At 43.7% G+C, this 20896-nt stretch carries 19 protein-coding genes; 17 read left to right on the top strand and 2 right to left on the bottom strand.

Translation table 11 applies throughout. From position 1 onward, the window contains the following. Window positions 1–218: 218 nt before the first annotated feature. On the bottom strand, window positions 219–1409 hold the full coding sequence (locus ADI76_RS05005) for a cation diffusion facilitator family transporter (RefSeq protein WP_049514991.1): 1191 nt from the start codon (window positions 1407–1409) through the stop codon (window positions 219–221). 151 nt (window positions 1410–1560) lie between these two features. On the opposite strand from ADI76_RS05005, the gene pcrA reads away from it, so the two are divergent. From pcrA to ADI76_RS04985, 4 genes are all read left to right on the top strand, one after another. Next, window positions 1561–3846 carry a DNA helicase PcrA gene (gene pcrA, locus ADI76_RS05000; protein ID WP_049514990.1) on the top strand — a complete coding sequence of 762 codons (2286 nt, stop codon included), beginning with the start codon at window positions 1561–1563 and terminating at the stop codon, window positions 3844–3846. A 370-nt stretch (window positions 3847–4216) separates the two neighbouring features. After that, window positions 4217–5491 (top strand): DUF2130 domain-containing protein, encoded by a 1275-nt coding sequence (locus tag ADI76_RS04995; protein ID WP_049514989.1) that lies wholly within the window; start codon window positions 4217–4219, stop codon window positions 5489–5491. 9 nt (window positions 5492–5500) lie between these two features. Continuing rightward, window positions 5501–5944 carry a GNAT family N-acetyltransferase gene (locus ADI76_RS04990; RefSeq protein WP_049514988.1) on the top strand — a complete coding sequence of 148 codons (444 nt, stop codon included), beginning with the start codon at window positions 5501–5503 and terminating at the stop codon, window positions 5942–5944. 31 nt (window positions 5945–5975) lie between these two features. Continuing rightward, on the top strand, window positions 5976–6776 hold the full coding sequence (locus ADI76_RS04985) for an alpha/beta fold hydrolase (protein WP_049514987.1): 801 nt from the start codon (window positions 5976–5978) through the stop codon (window positions 6774–6776). A 33-nt stretch (window positions 6777–6809) separates the two neighbouring features. On the opposite strand, the gene ADI76_RS04980 is transcribed toward ADI76_RS04985, so the two are convergent. Next, window positions 6810–8126 (bottom strand): FAD-containing oxidoreductase, encoded by a 1317-nt coding sequence (locus ADI76_RS04980; protein ID WP_049514986.1) that lies wholly within the window; start codon window positions 8124–8126, stop codon window positions 6810–6812. A 181-nt stretch (window positions 8127–8307) separates the two neighbouring features. Here ADI76_RS04980 and truB point away from each other — a divergent pair, with 181 nt between their 5' ends. The 13 genes from truB to ADI76_RS04915 all read left to right on the top strand — a co-directional run bounded on the left by truB (window position 8308) and on the right by ADI76_RS04915 (window position 20775). Continuing rightward, window positions 8308–9204 carry a tRNA pseudouridine(55) synthase TruB gene (gene truB, locus ADI76_RS04975; RefSeq protein WP_049514985.1) on the top strand — a complete coding sequence of 299 codons (897 nt, stop codon included), beginning with the start codon at window positions 8308–8310 and terminating at the stop codon, window positions 9202–9204. A 4-nt stretch (window positions 9205–9208) separates the two neighbouring features. Continuing rightward, the gene (locus ADI76_RS04970) at window positions 9209–10129 is read left to right on the top strand and encodes a bifunctional riboflavin kinase/FAD synthetase (RefSeq protein WP_049514984.1); all 921 of its coding nucleotides are present in this window, start codon (window positions 9209–9211) and stop codon (window positions 10127–10129) included. A gap of 172 nt (window positions 10130–10301) precedes the next feature. Continuing rightward, window positions 10302–10703, top strand: coding sequence for a Spx/MgsR family RNA polymerase-binding regulatory protein (locus ADI76_RS04965; protein WP_009732658.1), 402 nt, complete (start codon window positions 10302–10304; stop codon window positions 10701–10703). A gap of 12 nt (window positions 10704–10715) precedes the next feature. After that, a complete protein-coding gene (locus tag ADI76_RS04960; protein WP_009732659.1) occupies window positions 10716–10994 on the top strand; it encodes a UPF0223 family protein in 279 nt (92 codons plus the stop codon). Beyond that, window positions 10984–11754 carry an inositol monophosphatase family protein gene (locus tag ADI76_RS04955; RefSeq protein WP_049514983.1) on the top strand — a complete coding sequence of 257 codons (771 nt, stop codon included), beginning with the start codon at window positions 10984–10986 and terminating at the stop codon, window positions 11752–11754. Before ADI76_RS04960 ends, ADI76_RS04955 begins: the two co-directional genes overlap by 11 nt. Further along, window positions 11755–13059, top strand: coding sequence for an RsmF rRNA methyltransferase first C-terminal domain-containing protein (locus ADI76_RS04950; RefSeq protein ID WP_049514982.1), 1305 nt, complete (start codon window positions 11755–11757; stop codon window positions 13057–13059). Window positions 13060–13165: 106 nt separating this feature from the next. Continuing rightward, a complete protein-coding gene (locus ADI76_RS04945) occupies window positions 13166–14032 on the top strand; it encodes a phosphate ABC transporter substrate-binding protein PstS family protein (RefSeq protein ID WP_049472018.1) in 867 nt (288 codons plus the stop codon). A 16-nt stretch (window positions 14033–14048) separates the two neighbouring features. Beyond that, window positions 14049–14960, top strand: a complete 912-nt coding sequence (gene pstC, locus ADI76_RS04940; protein ID WP_049472017.1) for a phosphate ABC transporter permease subunit PstC — start codon at window positions 14049–14051, stop codon at window positions 14958–14960. Then, a complete protein-coding gene (pstA, locus tag ADI76_RS04935; protein WP_003006597.1) occupies window positions 14950–15834 on the top strand; it encodes a phosphate ABC transporter permease PstA in 885 nt (294 codons plus the stop codon). The genes pstC and pstA overlap by 11 nt, the downstream gene beginning before the upstream one ends. Before the next feature lie 10 nt (window positions 15835–15844). After that, on the top strand, window positions 15845–16648 hold the full coding sequence (gene pstB, locus ADI76_RS04930; RefSeq protein ID WP_049514981.1) for a phosphate ABC transporter ATP-binding protein PstB: 804 nt from the start codon (window positions 15845–15847) through the stop codon (window positions 16646–16648). Window positions 16649–16677: 29 nt separating this feature from the next. Next, window positions 16678–17436 (top strand): phosphate ABC transporter ATP-binding protein PstB, encoded by a 759-nt coding sequence (pstB, locus tag ADI76_RS04925; protein WP_003003393.1) that lies wholly within the window; start codon window positions 16678–16680, stop codon window positions 17434–17436. Between the two features lie 12 nt (window positions 17437–17448). Further along, window positions 17449–18102, top strand: a complete 654-nt coding sequence (phoU, locus tag ADI76_RS04920; protein ID WP_003003266.1) for a phosphate signaling complex protein PhoU — start codon at window positions 17449–17451, stop codon at window positions 18100–18102. 129 nt (window positions 18103–18231) lie between these two features. Then, a complete protein-coding gene (locus ADI76_RS04915; protein ID WP_049514980.1) occupies window positions 18232–20775 on the top strand; it encodes a M1 family metallopeptidase in 2544 nt (847 codons plus the stop codon). Window positions 20776–20896 lie beyond the last annotated feature (121 nt).

The raw sequence follows: 20896 nt of genomic DNA, 5'->3' as shown, positions 1-20896 counted from the left end.
AGCGAACTTCTACGAAGTTCCATGACTTAGTTTTGAACCTAAGGTTTCAAAACTCCCGAGTGCTAGAAACATCACTGTTTCTAGCACTTTTTTTCTCACAGCGGAAAGTTTTGGTATACTTTTGATTCATTTTAAAAATTAGAAAATTTTTAGAGAATCAATTAACTTTTTTATAAGGTTTGGATACTCTCTCAAGCTAGGAAATACTTCCTAGCTTTTTAGTCTGTTTTATTAGTAATTTGATGGAAAATCTTTTGCCAAGTTTCATGGCGACGCCAGAGACTGGTATGGATTTGACCGTCTAGTTCATAGCGTATGAGTTTGGTTTTTTGGCTGATGGACTCGAGTTCAAAGTTTTGGAATTGAACTTGGTCGCTTGCGAGAGCCTCTATTAATTCCGCTTTGTGGTGTTCGTGACCAGTATCGTCAATCAAGGTGTAATTATCCGCTAGCAATGTATCAAATTCTTGCTTAGCATAGAGGCGTTTTTCGTAGGTCAAGAGTTTCTTTTCAACGTTTTCGATCAGCTCATCTTCAGGAATCGAGCTAGGTTCTACATGGACGTCAATGTCAAAGACTCCAAATTCTTCTGTCAAGAGATCCTCGACTTCTTCTGTAATGGCATGACTTTCATAGACTGAAAGATCGGGATTCATTTCCAAGACAACGTCCAGATAGATATTGCTTCCATAGGTCCGTCCGCGTTGATATTTCACACGCGCAATCTTAGGGAGTTTTAAAATAGCTTTTTCGTAATCTTCGAGGAGACTATCGTCAAAGCCGTCTGAAAGACTAAAGGAAGATTCCATAAAAATATCGTAGGCTGTTTTGAGGATAAAGAAGGTGATGATGATGGCTGCGATTTTATCGACAATTGGATAGTTAAAAGCACTAGCAGCGATCGCGATCGACGTTCCAAGAGAAGTGACGACGTCTGAAAGATTGTCTTTTGCGGCCGCTTTTAAGGCCTTTGATTTAGCTCGTTTTGCTAAGCGAAGATTGTAGAAATAAACGCCTAGCATGACAAGGGCTGAAACCACTCCGACACCAACACCGAGTGGATCAATGCTAATGGTTTCATTGCTGAAGATCTTTTGGAGGGTATCGCGTAAGACATCAAAACCAACATAAAACATAATGATGGAGGTGACTAGACTAGCTAGATCCTCAATTTTCCAGTGACCAAACTTGTGATCACGGTCAGCAGGTTGGCGAGCGAGACGAATCCCGATGAGCAGGGCAGCATTGCTGATAATATCTGATAAGTTGTTAAATCCATCAGCGACCAAACTAGAGGAGTGAAGCAGATGGCCAGTAGCTAATTTTGCTGAAGAAAGTAGTAAATAGGCTAAAATACTGATGATGGCACCACGTTCGGCCAGTTTTAAGTTACTGTATGGTTTTTCCAAAATTTCCTCCTACAACCTCGGATATGAACCTGTTTTCTTTAAACTACTATTATATCGTTTTTGGAAGGGAAATTCAAATGAGTCTTTTTTAAAAGAAGCTAGGTCGGTTTTTGTGGTATAATAGAACGATTGAATGAATGAGGAGTATGAGATGAATCCTTTATTGAATGGTATGAATGACCGCCAAGCGGAGGCGGTCCAAACGACAGAAGGTCCCCTCTTGATCATGGCGGGGGCTGGGTCTGGTAAGACACGTGTCTTGACCCATCGTATTGCCTACTTAATTGATGAAAAAATGGTCAATCCTTGGAATATTTTGGCCATTACCTTTACCAATAAAGCCGCTCGGGAGATGAAGGAGCGGGCTTATCAGCTAAATCCGGCGACTCAAGACTGCTTGATCGCCACCTTCCACTCCATGTGTGTGCGCATCCTCCGTCGAGATGCGGATCACATTGGCTACAATCGCAACTTTACCATTGTTGATCCAGGTGAGCAACGAACACTGATGAAACGTATTCTCAAGCAGTTAAACTTGGATCCTAAGAAATGGAATGAACGAACCATTTTGGGAACTATTTCCAATGCCAAGAATGACTTAATTGATGAAGTGGCTTATGCCGCCCAAGCGGGGGATATGTACACCCAGATCGTAGCCAAGTGCTATGAGGCTTACCAAAAGGAACTCCGTCAGTCAGAAGCAGTGGACTTTGATGATTTGATTATGCTGACCTTGCGTCTTTTTGATCAGCATCCAGATGTACTGACCTACTACCAGCAGAAGTTCCAATACATCCATGTAGATGAGTACCAAGATACCAACCATGCCCAGTACCAACTGGTCAAACTCTTGGCTTCACGTTTTAAAAATATCTGTGTCGTTGGGGATGCGGACCAGTCTATTTATGGCTGGCGTGGTGCGGATATGCAGAATATCTTGGATTTTGAGAAGGATTATCCTCAAGCCAAGGTTGTTTTATTGGAGGAAAACTATCGTTCAACCAAAACCATTCTCCAAGCAGCTAATGACGTTATTAAAAACAATAAAAATCGCCGTCCTAAGAACCTATGGACTCAAAATGCGGATGGGGAAGAGATTGTCTATTACCGGGCTAATGACGAGCAGGATGAAGCGGTCTTTGTTGCTAAAACGATTGAAGAGTTGAGTCGGAAAGCGGGCTACAAGCACCGTGATTTTGCGGTTCTCTACCGGACCAATGCCCAGTCACGGACCATTGAAGAAGCGCTGCTCAAGTCCAACATTCCCTATACCATGGTAGGGGGCACCAAGTTCTACAGCCGGAAGGAAATTCGGGATGTCATTGCTTATCTGAACTTGATTGCCAACCTCAGTGACAATATCAGTTTTGAGCGCATTATCAATGAACCCAAGCGGGGTATCGGACCAGGTACAGTGGATAAGATACGCGATTTTGCCCAAATGCAAGAGACTTCGCTCCTAGATGCTTCGGCCAATATCATGCTCTCAGGCATTAAAGGAAAAGCTGCTCAAGCCATCTGGGACTTTGCCAATCTCATTCTTGATTTGAGAGAAAGATTGGACCAGCTAACCATTACAGAGTTGGTCGAAGAAGTCCTTGACAAGACAGGTTATATGACGGCCCTAATCAATCAGGGAAATTTGGAAAGTCAGGCCCGCATCGAGAATATCCAAGAGTTCCTGTCTGTTACCAAAAATTTTGATGAAAACGAGGAAACCGTCGAAGACGAAACAGGTGTGGAAACTTTAAGTCGCTTCTTGAATGATTTGGCCTTGATTGCCGATACAGACGATGGAGCGCAAGAGACCTCAGAAGTGACCTTGATGACTCTTCACGCGGCTAAAGGATTGGAGTTTCCAGTTGTCTTCTTGATTGGGATGGAAGAAAATGTCTTTCCTCTTAGTCGTGCAGCAGAGGATCCAGATGAGTTGGAGGAAGAACGTCGTTTGGCTTACGTGGGGATCACGCGGGCAGAGAAGGTTCTCTTTTTGACCAATGCCAATTCTCGTTTGCTCTTTGGGCGGACCAGCTACAACCGTCCGACGCGCTTTATCAATGAAATTAGCTCAGATTTGTTAAGCTACCAAGGATTAGCGCGTCCAGTCAACACTAGTTTTAAGGCTTCTTATAGTAATGGTGGCGGAACAACCTTTGGAAAAGGCATGAGTCTGTCACAAGCCCTTCAAGAGCGCAAGAGACAAGCAGCTCCAAGTGCTCTCACGTCATCAAGCCTACCCTTTGGCAATGGTAACCGAGCGGGTGCCAAAGAAACTGTCGCTTGGTCTATTGGCGACATTGCCATTCACAAGAAGTGGGGCGAAGGAACCGTGCTTGAGGTATCAGGGAGTGGCAACACCCAAGAGCTCAAGATCAACTTCCCAGAAGTGGGGCTCAAGAAACTCTTGGCAAGTGTCGCGCCGATTGAGAAGAAATAAACTGGAGCCAGTAAGCTAAGTGTACTGTTTCAGATCATAAACATGCACTATCTCCTTGAGGATCTAATTTGTTACTGCAAGAAAAAGTTCCAAGAAAAGAACTTCTGGGAATAGTGCAGAATAGGTTGAGACTTTTCGCTGTGAGGAAAGCACCAGAAACACATCAGTTTCTGGTGCTCGGTAGATTTGAGACGTGAGGCTCAAATCTAAGGTATGGAATCCCCAAGGGAGTCGCTGCCGTCCGTCCTCACCTAAGAAAAGTCTCTATAGAGGAATGAATATTCAGTTGAAACCAGCAAGCCTCGTTTGCTGGTTTTGATTTTACAGGTGGCATGATATAATATACTAAGAATAGAGAAAGAGGCATACTATGAACGAAATCAAGTGTCCCAACTGTGGGGAAGTTTTTACAGTTAATGAAAGTCAATACAGCGAGCTCTTGTCACAGGTACGGACAGCTGAGTTTGACAAGGAAATTCATGAGCGAATTCGGCAAGAGTTGGCTTTAGCTGAGCAAAAGGCCCTTAACGAGCAACAAGAGAAGTTAGCCAAGAAGGACCAAGAAATCGCTCAGTTACAAAACCAGATTCAACAGTTTGATACCGAAAAAGAATTGGCGAAAAAGGAAGTAGAGCAAACCGCTAGCCAAAGTCTGCTAGAGAAAGAAAAAGAAGTTCAACAACTTGAGAATCAGCTGGCGACCTTGCGCTTGGAGCACGAAAATCAGCTTCAAAAGACGCTTTCTGACCTAGAGAAAGAAAGAGATCAGGTCAAAAATCAGCTTCTTTTACAAGAAAAAGAAAACGAGCTTTCTCTTGCTTCGGTGAAACAAAACTATGAAGCACAGCTCAAGGCAGCTAGTGAGCAGGTTGAGTTTTACAAGAATTTCAAGGCCCAACAATCTACAAAAGCTATTGGTGAAAGTCTAGAACAGTATGCGGAGAGCGAGTTTAATAAGGTTCGTAGTTTCGCCTTCCCAAATGCCTATTTCGAAAAGGACAACAAAGTCTCTGCGCGTGGTTCTAAAGGAGACTTCATCTTCCGTGATTTTGATGAAAATGGGCTGGAATTCATTTCCATTATGTTTGAGATGAAAAATGAAGCGGATGGAACTGAGAAAAAGCATAAGAATGCAGACTTCTACAAAGAGTTGGACAAGGACCGTCGAGAAAAAAACTGTGAGTATGCTGTATTAGTATCGATGTTAGAAGCCGATAATGACTACTTCAACACAGGGATTGTGGATGTCAGTCATGAGTATGAGAAGATGTATGTCGTTCGTCCTCAGTTCTTTATCCAGATTATTGGGCTCTTGCGAAATGCGGCCCTTAATTCCCTTAAATACAAGCAGGAATTGGCGCTTGTCCGTGAGCAAAATATTGATATTACCCACTTTGAAGAAGACCTAGACGCCTTCAAGGTTGCCTTTGCTAAGAACTACAATTCAGCCTCGGTCAACTTTGGCAAGGCCATCGATGAAATCGACAAAGCCATTAAGCGGATGGAAGAAGTCAAGAAATTCCTCACCACATCAGAAAATCAACTCCGCCTCGCCAACAACAAGCTGGATGATGTATCAGTCAAAAAATTGACTCGGAAGAATCCAACCATGAAGGCTAAGTTTGATGCCTTGAAAGAAGACTAGGAGGCTCCTATGCAGATACGAAAAGCAACTATAAAAGATGCTGAAGCCCTACTGTCTTTATACGAAGACTTGGGCTATCCAACGAGCGCTTCTAAGCTGTCTCGACGTTTAGAAATGATTCTTTCTCAACCACATTATGGCTGTCTTCTAGCTGAAAGAAACGGAGAAATTTTAGGTTTCTTAGGTTATGCAAAGCTCTTCTTTTTTGAAGCAGATGGATCTTACTATCGTATTTTGGCTTTGTCAGTTGCAAAAGAAGCAAGACGACAAGGAATTGCTAGTAGGCTAATTGATGAATTGAAAAAACAAGCGCTAAAAGAAGGAGTTAAGGCACTGGCTCTAAATAGTGGATTAACCGCTGAACGAAATGCTGCACATCAGTTTTATCAGGCGGTTGGATTTGAAAAAGTGACTGCCGGCTTTGCCTTGCATTTAAAAACTCAACATAAATAAATCATGAAAAAATAGTAGAGGGAACGAAGTAATGTCTTCAACAAAAGGGAAAACCTTATATTTTAACAATAAGAGCATGGACTATGTGACATTTGGAAAAGGAAAGAAGCCTCTCGTTATCATACCAGGCTTGGGGGATGGGGTGCAGACGGTTAAAGGAAAGGCCCAGCTCTTTTCCCTCTCTTATCGTCTACTTGCTAAGCACTATAAAATCTATGTTTTTTCTCGAATTAATGAGTTGAGGCAGGGTTATACGACACGGGATATGGCAGCAGATGTAGCAGAAGCAATGGAGACACTAAACCTATATGCCGCCTATGTTATGGGGATTTCACAAGGTGGAATGATTGCTCAATGGTTAGCTGTAGATTTTCCAGGAAGGGTTCAAAGGCTCATCCTAGCTGTGACAACAGCGGAGCCTAGTCAACTTGCTAGAGAACGAATTGAGCATTGGCAAAAACTCAGTCAATCTGGAAATTTTAAGCATCTCATGTTGGATATTGCACAGCACTCCTACACGCAAAAGAGCTATCAAAAGTGGCGGTTCCTTTATAATATTATGGGTCGCCTGGGTCGAATTAAAGATGAAAAACGAATTGTCATTCAGTCTCAGTCTTGCCTGGAACATAATAGCCTTGAGGTCTTAAAAGAAATTCATTGTCCGACCTTGGTTCTTGGTGCCCTCGAAGATGATGTGATTGGTGTGAAGGGATCCAAGGAATTGGCAAAAGCGATTTCGGGTTGTCAGCTCCTTATTCTTAAGCATTCAGGTCATGCTCTGTATGAAGAAAATAAAGCATTTCAAGAGGCTGTCTGTGAATTCTTAAACTAAAAAAGCTGGAATTTTCCAGCTTTTTTATGTTAGTTAAATCGCAAAGAGATCGTTTAGGTTTTCTGCCATGGTTGGGTGGGTAAAGATTTGTTTTGCGATGTAAGTATAAGGAATCTTGTTGTCCATAGCCATGGTGATCAGGTTAATGAGTTCACCTGCGGCTTCTCCAAAGAGAGTTGCTCCAAGGATTTCTTTGGTTTCTGGGTTGACTACGGCTTTGAAAGCACCTCGAAGGTCTGCATTGACATGGCCGCGAGGCATGGCAGCAACTGGTAATTCTTTGACAGCCACTGGAAGTCCTTTGTCGCGTGCTTCTTGCTCAGTCAAGCCGACTTGGGCCAATGGAGGAGCAATGAAGAGTGTTGTCGCATAGTTTCCGCGTGTTTCGAGATTGTAGCTACCATCCCCTGTGAGGTAGTTGAAGACGATGCGGAAGTCATCGAGGGACATATAGGTGAACTGAGGCCCACCATTGACATCCCCAACTGCAAAGACACCAGGGACGCTGGTTTCCAAATGACGGTTGACTTGAATCGCTCCACGATCAGTGACTTGAATATCTGTATTTTCAAGACCAAGTCCAGCTGTGTTTGGCTTACGTCCCGTTGCGTAGAGGAGGATATCGAACTCGAAGTCTCCTTTATCGGTTACAAGGGTTAAGCTGGCTTCACCATCTTTGATTTCTTGGGTATGAACGCCTTGCAAGAATTGAATGCCATCTTCTTCAAGGTAGCCTTTTGCAAGAGCTGCGATGCTTGGCTCAATCCGTGGCAAGAATGCTTCAGAAGCATCCAGTACTGTTACTTGGCTACCCAAGGTATTGTAGAGGTGGGCAAATTCCAATCCGATTGGTCCACCACCAAGGACACCCAGGCGTTTAGGTAGATTTTCCAGCCGTTGAATACCGGTTGAATCTACAGCAAATTTGCTTTCAGCAAGTCCTGGGATTGGAAGAATAGTTGGCACCGCACCAGTATTAATAATAATGGTTTCAGCTGTCAATTCTTCCTTTTCCTCACCAGCTTGAATTTCGATGACCTTGTTGGAAACGAAACGAGCTGTCGCATCGATGATGTCTACACCAGTTCCAGCAATGGTTGCGTAGTTCTTGCCGTTGAGACGAGTGGTGACCGCATTTTTCTCATTCATGGCTTGCTCAAAATCCAAGCCTTTTTCTGCGGCAACAATCAAGGTCTTGGTGGGAATACAAGCGATATTGATACAAGTACCACCGTACATAGACTTGCTCTTTTCAATCAGAGCGACTTTTTTCCCTTGGCTTGATAATTTCGCTGCGAGTGTTTTACCAGCTTTACCAAATCCAATAACAATAACATCATACATTAACATATGTTACACCTTCTTTCGGTTTCTATTGTATCAAACCCATATTAAAAAGTCTGAAATCTGCTACGGGATTTTTAAAAGGCTCATCAGAACGAGGAAACAGGGACAAGAAGTCTCATTTCATGGTATAATAAGAGGTCGGTGACACGGATGGTCACACAACCAGTTAGAAAGAGTAAATCAAATGGACGGAATTATCAATGTAAAAAAAGAAGCAGGGATGACCTCACATGATGTGGTCTTTAAACTGCGGAAAATCTTAGGTACTAAGAAGATTGGCCATGGAGGGACTCTGGACCCGGATGTGGTGGGGGTGCTTCCGATTGCTGTAGGAAAGGCGACCCGGATGGTTGAATTTATGCAGGATGAGGGTAAAATTTACGAGGGAGAAATTACTTTGGGATTCTCTACCACGACGGAAGATGCCAGCGGGGAAGTCGTCGAGCGGACGCCAGTGGAAGCACCTTTAGATGCAGCAGAGGTAGACCACATGATTGCCCAAATGGTGGGTGAAATCGAGCAAGTACCGCCTATGTACTCAGCAGTCAAGGTCAATGGGCGTAAGCTCTATGAATATGCGCGTGCAGGTGAAGAAGTGGAACGGCCTGTCCGACAAGTGACCATTTATGACTTTACGCGTACCAGTGAGATCGGCTATGAGACAGGACTAGCCCGTTTTCGTTTCCGGGTTAAATGCAGCAAGGGGACTTATATCCGGACCTTGTCGGTGGATTTGGGTCAAAAGCTAGGCTATGCAGCTCATATGTCTTACTTAACACGAACTAGTGCCGCTGGATTGTCACTGGATGATGCCCTGACCTTGGAAGAACTTGCTGAAAAAGTAGCGAAAGGAGATTTGAGCTTCCTTCATCCTCTTGAAATTGGGACAGGAGATCTAGAAAAAGTAGAGCTGACAGCAGAAGAGGTTGGCGAAGTCCAAGTAGGACGCTTTATTCCAGTCGAGAGCGAAGCCAGAGAGTTAGCTGCTTTTTACCAAGGGAAATTGGTAGCCATTTTAGAAAAAAGAGAAGAACTTTACAAACCTCGAAAAGTTTTTCTAACAGAAAGTGTGTTACAATAAATTCATGAATATTCGTACGATAACTACTGCTAACCAGATCCACTTGGAGAATGAGACAGTTTTGGTTCTGGGCTACTTTGATGGCCTGCATCTGGGGCATCAAGAACTTTTTAAAAAGGCGCGTCAGATCGCGGATGAAAAAGGCTTGAAGGTTGCTTTGTTAACCTTCCCTGAATCTCCTAAGTTGGCCTTTGTTCGCTACCAACCAGAATTGTTGCTCCATTTGCAAAGCCCTGAGGATCGGTTCCAAAAATTAAACGAACTAGGAGTGGATGAGCTCTTTCTCATTGATTTTACGACTGATTTTGCTTCTAAAACAGCGAAAGAATTTGTTGATCAATTCGTAAAAGCCTTGAGAGCCCGAGTTTTAATTGCTGGATTTGATTATAGTTTTGGCTCTGATAAGAAAACTGCCTCTGACTTAGCTGCTTATTTTGATGGTCAAGTGGAAGTCATTTCTCCTGTATTGTATCAGGGGGAAAAGATCAGTTCGACCCGCATCCGTCAAGCTGTTATAGAAGGACAGGTCAAAGAAGCTGCACGGTTGCTTGGTCATCCCTTGTCCAGTCGGGGAATTGTTGTCCATGGGGATGCGAGGGGAAGGACCATTGGCTATCCTACTGCCAATCTAGCACCGATTGATCGGACCTATCTACCATCAGATGGAGTCTATGTAGTTGATGTCGATTTTAAAGGGCATACCTATCGGGGCATGGCTTCTGTCGGGAAGAATATTACCTTTGATGGGAAGGAGCTTCGGTTTGAAGTCAATCTTTTTGACTTTTCAGGAGACATCTACGGTCATACCCTGACCTTTCACTGGTTAGATAAGATTCGAGAAATGGTCAAATTTGATGGGATAGATCAACTAGTGGCTCAACTAGAAGAAGATGAAGCAGTTTCACGAAACTGGACCGAGGATTAGGAAGCTACCTAGTCCTTTTTTCTGCTGTCTTTTGGGGGATAATGAAAGTGGTTTCTTTTTCTCTACTGAAATTCAGAAAAATCGACTAGAAATCAAAAAAGCGCTTTTCAAGCACCTAATTTTTTTGTATAATAGAGTTAGATAGTTATATATAAAAAAAGAAGTGAACCACATGATTACATTATTTTTATCACCGAGTTGTACATCATGTCGAAAAGCTCGGGCTTGGTTAAAAAAGCACGATGTTCCATTTAAAGAACACAATATAATGACAAGTCCTTTGAGCAAACAGGAGTTGACAAGTATATTGGCCTTGACCGAAAACGGAACAGACGACATTATTTCAACTCGTTCAAAAATTTTTCAAAAATTGGATGTTGATGTTGAAGATTTATCGATCTCAGCCTTGATTCATCTGATTGAGGAAAATCCAAGTCTCTTACGGAGACCGATTATTTTAGATAACAAGCGCATGCAAATCGGCTTTAACGAAGACGAAATTCGTGCCTTCTTGCCGCGGAGTTATCGTAAACAAGAGTTACGCTCTGCCACTCTAAGAGCAGAAATAAACTAAGAAGTATGTCGAATGCAAAAAAATTATAGTTACCCACTGGACTTATCGTGGAGCACTGAAGAGCTTGCTTCAGTGCTTTCTTTTTACAATAAAGTTGAAGAAGCCTATGAAAGTAAGGTAGAGGCCAAAGAATACATGGAAGCCTACCGCGCTTTTAAGAAGGTCGTGCCTAGTATCGGAGAAGAAAAACGTCTCGGACGGGAGTTCGAAGAAGTGAGCGGTTATTCTCTCTATCGTGCGACCCAGGCTGCAAAGCAAAAAGAGGAAGGATGGTTTTCTCTTGAAGAATAAGTTAGAGTTTGCCAAACAAATAGTTTTAGAGGCTGGAGACTACTTGCGTCTTCATCTCCATGATGACTTGATGATCTCAAAAAAGACTGGGCCGACAGATTTGGTGACCCAGATGGACCAACAGGTTCAAAATGATTTGGTTGAAAAAATCACAAATCGCTACCCAGAAGATCGAATTTTTGCGGAGGAAGATGGCCTTCGTTCACCGATTTCAGAAGGATCCGTTTGGGTGATTGATCCCATTGATGGGACCAATAATTTTGTGACCCAAAAGGAAGATTTTGCGGTCATGGTGGCCTATTTCGAAGACGGAATCGGTCGGTTTGGCCTGATCTACGATGTTATGCGGGATTACCTTTTTTACGGGGGTGGAGAATTCCCTGTTTATCGCAATGATCTTGAACTGACGCCCTTTGTAGATCAGCCTTTAGAGAAGTTTCTGATTGCGTCAAATGTCGGTATGCTTGAGAAAAATGACTGGGGAATGGCTGATCTTGGCATGGATTCACTAGGAATCCGGGTCTATGGCAGTGCCGGTATTAGTTTTTCAAAAATTCTCTCAGGTGGGATTCTAGCTTATTTTAGCTATATCTGGCCTTGGGATTATGCCGCAGCTGCGATCATGGGGGAACAGTTGGGCTATACCGTTTTAAATCTAAATGGAGATAAACCTAATTACCAGTCAGTGGAACCCATTATGATGGTTCCAAAAGTGAAGTTAACAGAAATTCAAACCTATCTTAAGAAAGGGAGAAGTTAAATGAATTTTCCCAATGGTTTTAAAGAAAAATACCAGCATCTTCTAGGTGAGGATGCTGCTGCTTTTTTTGCGACCTTTGAACAAGAAGCAGTATCGGCCTTTCGGACTAATCCTTTGAAAGAAGCTCAAAAAGCATTTGATGATCCGATTCCTAATACCCCTTGGGGCCATTATGGAAAGGTCTCAGGAAAATCCATTGAGCACGCAACGGGCTTGGTCTATTCGCAAGAGCCAGCAGCTCAGATAGTGGCCCAAGTCGCTCAGCCGAAACCAGGAATGAAGGTCCTGGACTTGGCCGCAGCTCCTGGCGGAAAGACTACCCAACTCTTGTCTTATTTGGACAATCAGGGACTTTTGGTCTCCAATGAAATCCACAAGGGCCGCTCGAAAATTCTTGTAGAGAATGTAGAACGCTTTGGTGCCCGAAATGTATTGGTAACCAATGAGTCTGCCGATCGTCTGGCCAAAGTTTTCACAGGCTTTTTTGATCTGATTGTACTGGACGCCCCTTGTTCCGGTGAGGGGATGTTCCGTAAGCAACCAGATGCCATGGACTATTGGTCCATCGATTATCCCCGAGAGTGTAGTCTCCTTCAAAGAGAGATTCTAGAGGATGCCCTCAAGATGTTGGTTCCAGGTGGTTCCTTGGTGTATTCAACCTGTACCTGGGCTCCTGAGGAAAATGAAGAGATCGTATCCTGGCTTTTGGAAAACTATGAGCTGGAATTGGAAATTATCGAGAAGATCAATGGTATGGCAGAAGGCATTGACCATCCAGAAACGGCGCGGATGTATCCTCATCTTTTTAAAGGGGAGGGACAATTTGTTGCTAAGTTCCGTTATCTAGGAGAGAATCGTCCTGCCAAAATCCCTTCCAAAAAGGACCAATTATCTGCGGAGCAAAAGAAATGGTGGCAGGAGTTTGCTAAGAAACACTTGAAGATCACTCTAGAAGGTGTCCTCGAAACTTTTGGAGATGAACTCTACTTGGTTCCACTTGGTTTACCAGATTTGCGCAAAGTAAAAATTGCCCGAAATGGTTTGCACCTAGGGACCTTCAAGAAAAATCGATTTGAACCTAGTTTTGCCCTTGGCCTGGCATTGAGACCGAGTGAAGTCAAAGAGACCGTTTCGATCACGCCTGAGGACTTTGTTCATTATGTGGCGGGAGAGACGGTCCAATTGAAGGAAACGCATCCAAATGGATGGTACCAGGTCCTGGTTGAAGGCAATGGTTTGGGCTTTGCAAAAGTGACCGGACAGACCCTGAAAAATTTCTATCCAAAGGGACTTCGTTTTAGGTAAAATGCTGGGCAAAGAACCCGTTCTATGATATAGTGGAAGTACAGGTTTTTTTGAAAAAACTTGTCAAAATCATAAGTGAAATAGTGAAATATCAAGGAGACATGATTTGAAAAAGTCTAAAAAGCTGATCCTAGGACTAGCGACGATCGCATTAGCAGGAAGTTTATCTGCTTGTGCTTCTTGGATCAATCGCGGAGAATCCATCACTGCTGTCGGATCGACTGCCTTACAACCCTTGGTTGAAGGAGTAGTAGATCGCTACATTGAAGAACATCCTGGTAAGATTGTGAATGTGCAAGGAGGAGGTTCTGGTACAGGACTTTCACAAGTTCAATCAGGTGCTGTGGACATCGGTAATAGTGACCTGTTTGCAGAGGAAAAGTCTGGGATCGATGCCTCTAGTCTGGTCGATCATCAGGTAGCCGTAGCAGGGACAGCCATCATTGCCAATAAAAATATCTCGATCGACAATCTGACAACGGAGCAATTGCGAAAGATCTTTACGGGTGAATATACCAACTGGAAGCAATTGGGAGGTCCAGATCTTGAAATCACGATTGTGAACCGTGCAGTTGGTTCTGGTAGCCGAGCTATCTTTGATACGATCATCATGGATGGCAAACAACCCAAGCAGGCCCAAGAGCAAGACTCTAATGGAATGGTGAAAAACATCGTTTCTCAAACGCCAGGAGCCATCTCTTATCTAGCCTTTACCTACTTGGATAGCAGTGTCAAAACCATGAAGCTCAATGGCTATCAACCAACTAAAGCTAATGTCGTCAACAATAACTGGCCAATCTGGTCCTACGAACACATGTATACTAAGGGAAAACCTAATGAGTTGTCTAAAAAATTCATTGACTACATGATGACCGATGAGGTTCAGCAAAAAGTTGTTGGCAAGATGGGTTATATCCCGATCAATGACATGAAAGTAACCCGTGATTTAAAAGGGAATGTGTCAAAAAAATAAAAGAATTAGGTAAAAAATGAACGAAGTAGCAAAAAAAATGCTGACGAAATCAAAAAACTCCCGCCTAGAAAAATTTGGGAAAACCATTACTTTTTTATGTATGAGTTTGATTGTTGTCGTCGTTGCCATGATTTTGATTTTCGTGGCCCAAAAAGGTTTATCGACTTTCTTTGTCAATAAAGTCAATATCTTTAGTTTTCTATTTGGGAGTACTTGGAATCCTGCTGCAAAGGAATTCGGAGCCCTACCCATGATTCTAGGTTCCTTTATTGTAACCTTGCTTTCTGCCCTCTTGGCAACGCCGTTTGCCATTGGTGCAGCTGTTTTCATGACAGAAGTCTCCCCCAAAGGAGCTCGTTTCTTGCAACCAGCGATTGAGCTTTTGGTGGGAATTCCTTCCGTTGTTTATGGATTCATTGGTCTTCAAGTGGTCGTCCCATTTACGCGTAGTATCTTTGGAGGGACTGGTTTTGGGATTCTCTCAGGGGTCTTTGTCCTCTTTGTTATGATCCTGCCAACTGTTACCTTTATGACGACCGATAGCCTCCGAGCTGTACCCCGTCATTACCGGGAAGCTAGTATGGCCATGGGAGCGACCCGCTGGCAAACCATTTGGCATGTCACGCTCAAGGCAGCTCGCTCTGGAATCTTTACAGCGGTCGTCTTTGGAATGGCGCGTGCCTTTGGGGAAGCCTTGGCTATCCAGATGGTGGTCGGAAACTCTGCAGTGGTGCCAACCTCGCTTACAACACCAGCTTCCACCCTCACCTCTATTTTGACCATGGGAATCGGAAATACCGTCATGGGTACGGTCAATAACAATGTTCTTTGGTCACTCGCCTTGGTATTGCTCCTTATGAGTCTTGCCTTTAACAGTGTGATTAAACTGATTACGAAAGAAAGAGGTAAGAAGAACTATGCACGCTAAACGAATGGATAAAATTGCGACAGGAGTGCTGTATGCTATTTCAGGGATCATCGTTGCGATTCTTGCCTCATTGATCCTTTATATCTTGGTCCGTGGCTTGCCCCATGTATCTTGGCACTTCTTGACTGGGAAATCTTCTTCTTACCAAGCAGGAGGAGGGATCGGAATTCAATTGTATAATTCCTTCTTCCTCTTGGTCATTACCTTGGTGATTTCCTTCCCACTTTCTCTTGGGGCTGGGATTTACCTTTCTGAGTACGCTAAAAAAGGGCGCTTGACCAATTTGGTTCGGACCTGTATTGAGATCTTGTCTTCTTTGCCATCTGTCGTTGTAGGTCTCTTTGGTTACTTGGTTTTTGTTGTCCAGTTCAAATACGGATTTTCGATCATTTCAGGGGCCTTGGCCTTGACCGTCTTTAACCTGCCACAGATGACTCGCAATATCGAAGATAGCTTGCAGCACGTCCACCATACACAGCGCGAAGCAGGTCTAGCATTGGGCTTGTCTCGCTGGGAAACTGTGATTCATGTCGTGGTACCAGAAGCTCTTCCAAGTATTATCACTGGGGTCGTCTTAGCCTCAGGACGGATCTTTGGGGAAGCTGCTGCCTTGATCTATACTGCAGGTCAATCGGCTCCAGCCCTTGATTGGTCAAACTGGAATATCTTTAGTGTGACCAGTCCGATTTCGATCTTCCGTCAGGCTGAAACCTTGGCTGTTCATATCTGGAAGGTCAATAGTGAAGGAACCATTCCAGACTCGATCGAAGTCTCAGCCGGTTCTGCCGCCGTTCTTTTGATCTTTATCTTGATCTTTAACTTTGGAGCGCGCAAACTCGGAAGTTACCTCCATAAAAAACTAACATCTGCTTAAAGGAGAAGAAATGTCAAAATACAATTGGGATGAGAGACACATCATTACTTTTCCTGAAGAAAAGGTGGTCCTATCGACCAAAGATTTGCATGTCTATTATGGAACGAACGAGTCCATTAAAGGCGTCGACATGCAGTTTGAAAAGAATAAGATTACAGCCTTGATCGGTCCTTCAGGATCTGGGAAATCAACCTACCTTCGTAGTTTGAACCGGATGAATGATACCATCGATATTGCGCGTGTTACGGGTGAAATTTGGTATGAAGGAATCGATATCAATCGTCCAGATATCAATGTTTATGAAATGCGTAAGCACATTGGGATGGTTTTCCAACGGCCCAATCCTTTTGCCAAATCGATTTACAAAAACATCACCTTCCCGCATGAACGCGCTGGGGTGAAAGACAAGAAGATCTTGGACGAATTGGTCGAAACTTCTTTGAAACAGGCAGCTCTATGGGATCAGGTCAAGGATGATCTTCATAAATCAGCCCTGACACTTTCAGGTGGTCAACAGCAACGACTTTGTATCGCGCGGGCCATCTCTGTGAAGCCAGATATCTTACTCATGGATGAGCCAGCATCAGCGCTTGATCCGATCGCGACAGCGCAATTAGAAGAAACCATGCTTGAGTTGAAGAAGGATTATACGATTGTCATCGTGACCCACAGCATGCAACAAGCAGCCCGTGCTAGCGATTATACCGGTTTCTTCTATCTTGGAAACCTCATTGAGTACGATAAGACTTCGAATATTTTCCAAAATGCGAAATTGCAATCGACCAACGATTATGTATCTGGTCACTTTGGATAAAGTAAAATGACAACAAAAAGGAAAATAGAATGACAGAACCAATATTGCAAGTCAAGGACTTGTCGGTTTATTACAATAAAAAGAAGGCTCTAAATAGCGTCTCCTTGGACTTTGCTCCAAAGGAGATTACAGCCTTGATTGGTCCTTCAGGATCAGGGAAATCTACCCTTTTAAAAGCCATTAACCGCATGGGGGACCTCAACCATGAGGTCACTACCACAGGAACCATCCTCTACAATGGACATAATATCTATGGACCACGGACCGATACGGTCGAATTGCGTAAGGAAATCGGAATGGTCTTCCAACAGCCCAATCCTTTCCCAATGTCCATTTATGATAATGTGACCTATGGATTGATGATTAATGGTGTCAAGGACAAGGCTGTCTTGGATGAAGCAGTTGAAACCTCTTTGAAACGCGCGTCCATCTGGGATGAAGTCAAGGATCGCCTGCATGATTCGGCTATCGGACTTTCCGGTGGTCAGCAACAGCGGGTCTGTGTGGCGCGGGTTCTTGCGACCAGTCCAAAGATTATTCTTTTGGATGAGCCAACTTCAGCGCTGGACCCGATTTCAGCTGGTAAAATTGAAGAAACCTTGTATGGACTAAAAGACCGCTACACCATGCTCTTGGTGACACGCTCCATGCAACAAGCGAGTCGGATTTCCGATAAAACAGCCTTTTTCTTGGATGGGGATTTGATCGAGTACAATGACACCAATGAAATGTTCTTGAACCCAGCTAAGAAAGAAACAGAAGACTATGTCTCTGGTAAATTTGGATAGGAAGAAAATAAAATGTTACGAGTTCAATTTGAAGAAGATTTAGAGAAGTTGCATAACCAGTTTTATGCAATGGGAAATGAAGTGTTGAGTCAGATCAACCGTACAGTTCGTGCTTTCGTGACCCATGACCGTGAATTGGCCCGTCAGGTTATCGAAGATGATGCGGAGATCAACGACTACGAAGTGAAGTTAGAGCGCAAATCCTTTGAGATTATTGCCCTTCAACAGCCCGTTTCACAAGACCTTCGTGTCGTGATGACTGTCTTAAAAGCGGTCTCTGACTTAGAGCGGATGGGTGACCACGCAGTATCAATTGCCAAGGCAACCATTCGCATGAAAGGGGAAGTCCGTATTCAATCTGTTGAGGAAGAGATCAGCAAGATGGGCCGTGAAGTCAAAGATTTTGTCGAAGCGACACTAGATGTTTACCTCAAAGGCGATGTGGATTTGGCCTATGAAGTTGCGACACGAGACGAAGTCATCAACCATTACTTCGATAGCATCCAAGAATTAGCAACAGAAGAAATTCGGAAAAATCCTGAGTCCATCGTGACAGGACGGGATTATTTCCAAGTGATCAACTTCTTGGAACGTATCGGAGATTATGCAAAAAACATCTGTGAATGGGTGGTTTACTTCGAGACAGGTAAAATTATCGAAATGTAAGATCATGGAGTCTTTTCGATCACAGACAGGCATTGTCATGCTTGTCTTTTCTTTTATCTTAACTTTGTGATAAAATAGTTTTGTTAGGGCTTTTCATTGGAAAGCATGAAACATTTAAAGGAGGAAATTATGCAAGCAGTTGCACATTTTGTAGAAACATTTGTTCCAGAACATTACGAAGTGTTTTTGGATTTAAGTCGTAAAACCAAGACCTTTAGCGGTCGTGTGGTGATCACAGGTCAAGCCAAGGCGGACAAGATCTCGCTTCACCAAAAGGATTTGACCATCGAAACAGTAGAAGTAGCAGGTCAAGCCCGTCCATTTACGGTTGATGATGACAATGAAGCAGTCTATGTTGAATTGGAAGGCACAGGTCAAGTGACAGTTACCCTGACCTATTCTGGTAAGATCACAGACAATATGACTGGGATTTACCCATCTTATTACAGCATTGATGGTGTGAAGAAGGAAGTCCTTTCTACTCAGTTTGAGAGCCATTTTGCGCGTGAAGCCTTTCCAAGTGTGGACGAGCCTGAAGCCAAAGCAACGTTCGATCTTTCTTTGAAATTTGACCAAGAAGAAGGGGAAATTGCCCTTTCAAATATGCCTGAAATCGATGTGGAAAACCGCAAAGAAACAGGAATTTGGAAATTTGCTACGACTCCACGGATGTCTTCTTACCTCCTTGCCTTTGCTGCCGGAGATCTTCAAGGAGTGACAGCTAAGACTAAGAATGGAACCCTTGTCGGAGTCTATTCAACAAAAGCTCACCCATTAGAAAACTTAGATTTCTCTTTAGATATTGCAGTTCGTGCTATTGAATTCTACGAAGACTACTATGGTGTGAAGTATCCAATCCCTCAATCTCTTCATATCGCCCTTCCAGACTTCTCTTCAGGTGCGATGGAAAACTGGGGCTTGGTAACCTACCGTGAAGTCTACCTTCTTGTTGATGAGAATTCGACTGCCCAAAGCCGTCAAACAGTAGCCTTAGTGGTGGCTCACGAGTTGGCTCACCAATGGTTCGGAAACCTGGTGACCATGAAATGGTGGGATGACCTCTGGTTGAATGAAAGCTTCGCCAATATGATGGAATATGTCAGCTTGGATGCTATCGAACCAAGCTGGAATATCTTTGAAGACTTCCAAACAACCGGTGTGCCTGCTGCCTTGAAACGCGATGCTACAGATGGCGTTCAATCCGTCCATGTGGAAGTCAAACACCCTGACGAGATCAACACCCTCTTTGACCCAGCGATCGTTTACGCCAAGGGTAGCCGTCTCATGCACATGCTTCGCCGTTGGTTAGGCGATGACGCCTTCCGTAAAGGGTTGAAGATCTACTTTGAAAAACACCAATACAGCAATACCATCGGTCGTGACCTTTGGGATGCTCTTGGGCAAGCTTCAGGTCGCGATGTAGCAGCCTTTATGGATTCTTGGTTGGAGCAACCAGGATACCCTGTTGTCTCAGCTTCTGTGGAAAACGATACCTTGATCATCCGTCAAGAGCAGTTCTTCATCGGAGAAAGAGAAGAAAAAGGTCGCAAGTGGGTTGTTCCTTTAAATAGCAACTGGACAGGTATTCCAGATACTTTGGAAACTGAAGTCTTAGAAATTCCAAACTACAGTGCCTTGAAAGTAGCTAACAGCGGAGCTCTTCGCTTCAATACAGAAAATACAGCTCACTATATCAGTGACTACCGTGGGGAATTGTTGGAAGACATCCTTGCTGAACTTGCTAGCTTGGATAGCACTTCGAAACTACAAGTGGTTCAAGAACGCCGTCTCTTAGCGGAAAGTGGTCAAATTTCTTATGCAAGCCTCTTGCCAGTGATTGAACACTTGACAGAAGAAAGTTCCTACTTGGTTGTTTCAGCTGTTTCGAGCGTCTTAGCTGGAATCAGTCTCTTTGTGGATGAAGGAACTGAAACAGAAGCGGCCTTCCATGAGTTGTTGAAACGCCTGAACCGTTACAACTTTGAACGCTTGGGTCTAGAAGCTAAGCCTGGTGAAACAGAAGAAGACGAAAAAGTTCGTCAACTAATGATTGCTAATATGATCAAGGCCAATGATGAAGCTGCAAAAGCTCAAGCGAGCGCTATCTTTGAAGCGCACGCAGCTGATTTGGAAAAACTTCCAGCTGCCATCCGCTTGCAAATCTTGGTCAACCAAATCAAGCACCAGGAAACCAAGGCGCTTAGCCAACAATACCTGGACACCTATGTGAAGACAGTTGATGGAAACTTTAAACGCCAGTTGGCGGCTGCACTTTCTTATACCAAGGATAAGGAAACTTTGGAAGCTCTATTGAAGGAGTGGAAGAACAAGGATGTGGTGAAACCACAGGACTTGGCTATGAGCTGGTACTACAACTTCTTGCACGATGACTTTACCCAAGGAAGAACTTGGACTTGGGCGCGTGAAAACTGGGATTGGATCAAGAAAGCACTCGGTGGTGATATGAGCTTTGATAAGTTTGTCATCTACCCAGCTAACTGTTTCAAGACTCGTGAACGGTTAAATGAATACAAGGCCTTCTTTGAGCCTCAATTGGATGATATGGCGATCAGCCGCAATATCAAGATGGGAATCAAAGAAATTGCTGCTCGTGTGGATTTAATCCAACGGGAAAAAGCAGCAGTAGAAGCTGCTATCCTTGCGACAAAATAGATTTAAAAAAGATGAGAGTGGGACAGAAATCGGTAATTCGTTAGAATTCGATTTCGTTGCCCCACCTCCGCACAGTTGAGTAGGGCTGTAAAAGCTGATGAAATCAGCGTAGTAGAGCCCA

The sequence above is a fragment of the Streptococcus parasanguinis genome, assembly GCF_001074805.1.
Classification (GTDB): Bacteria; Bacillota; Bacilli; order Lactobacillales; family Streptococcaceae; genus Streptococcus; species Streptococcus parasanguinis_A.
Note: the sequence above shows the minus strand (reverse complement) of the source record. Positions and strands in the feature narration are given on the sequence as shown.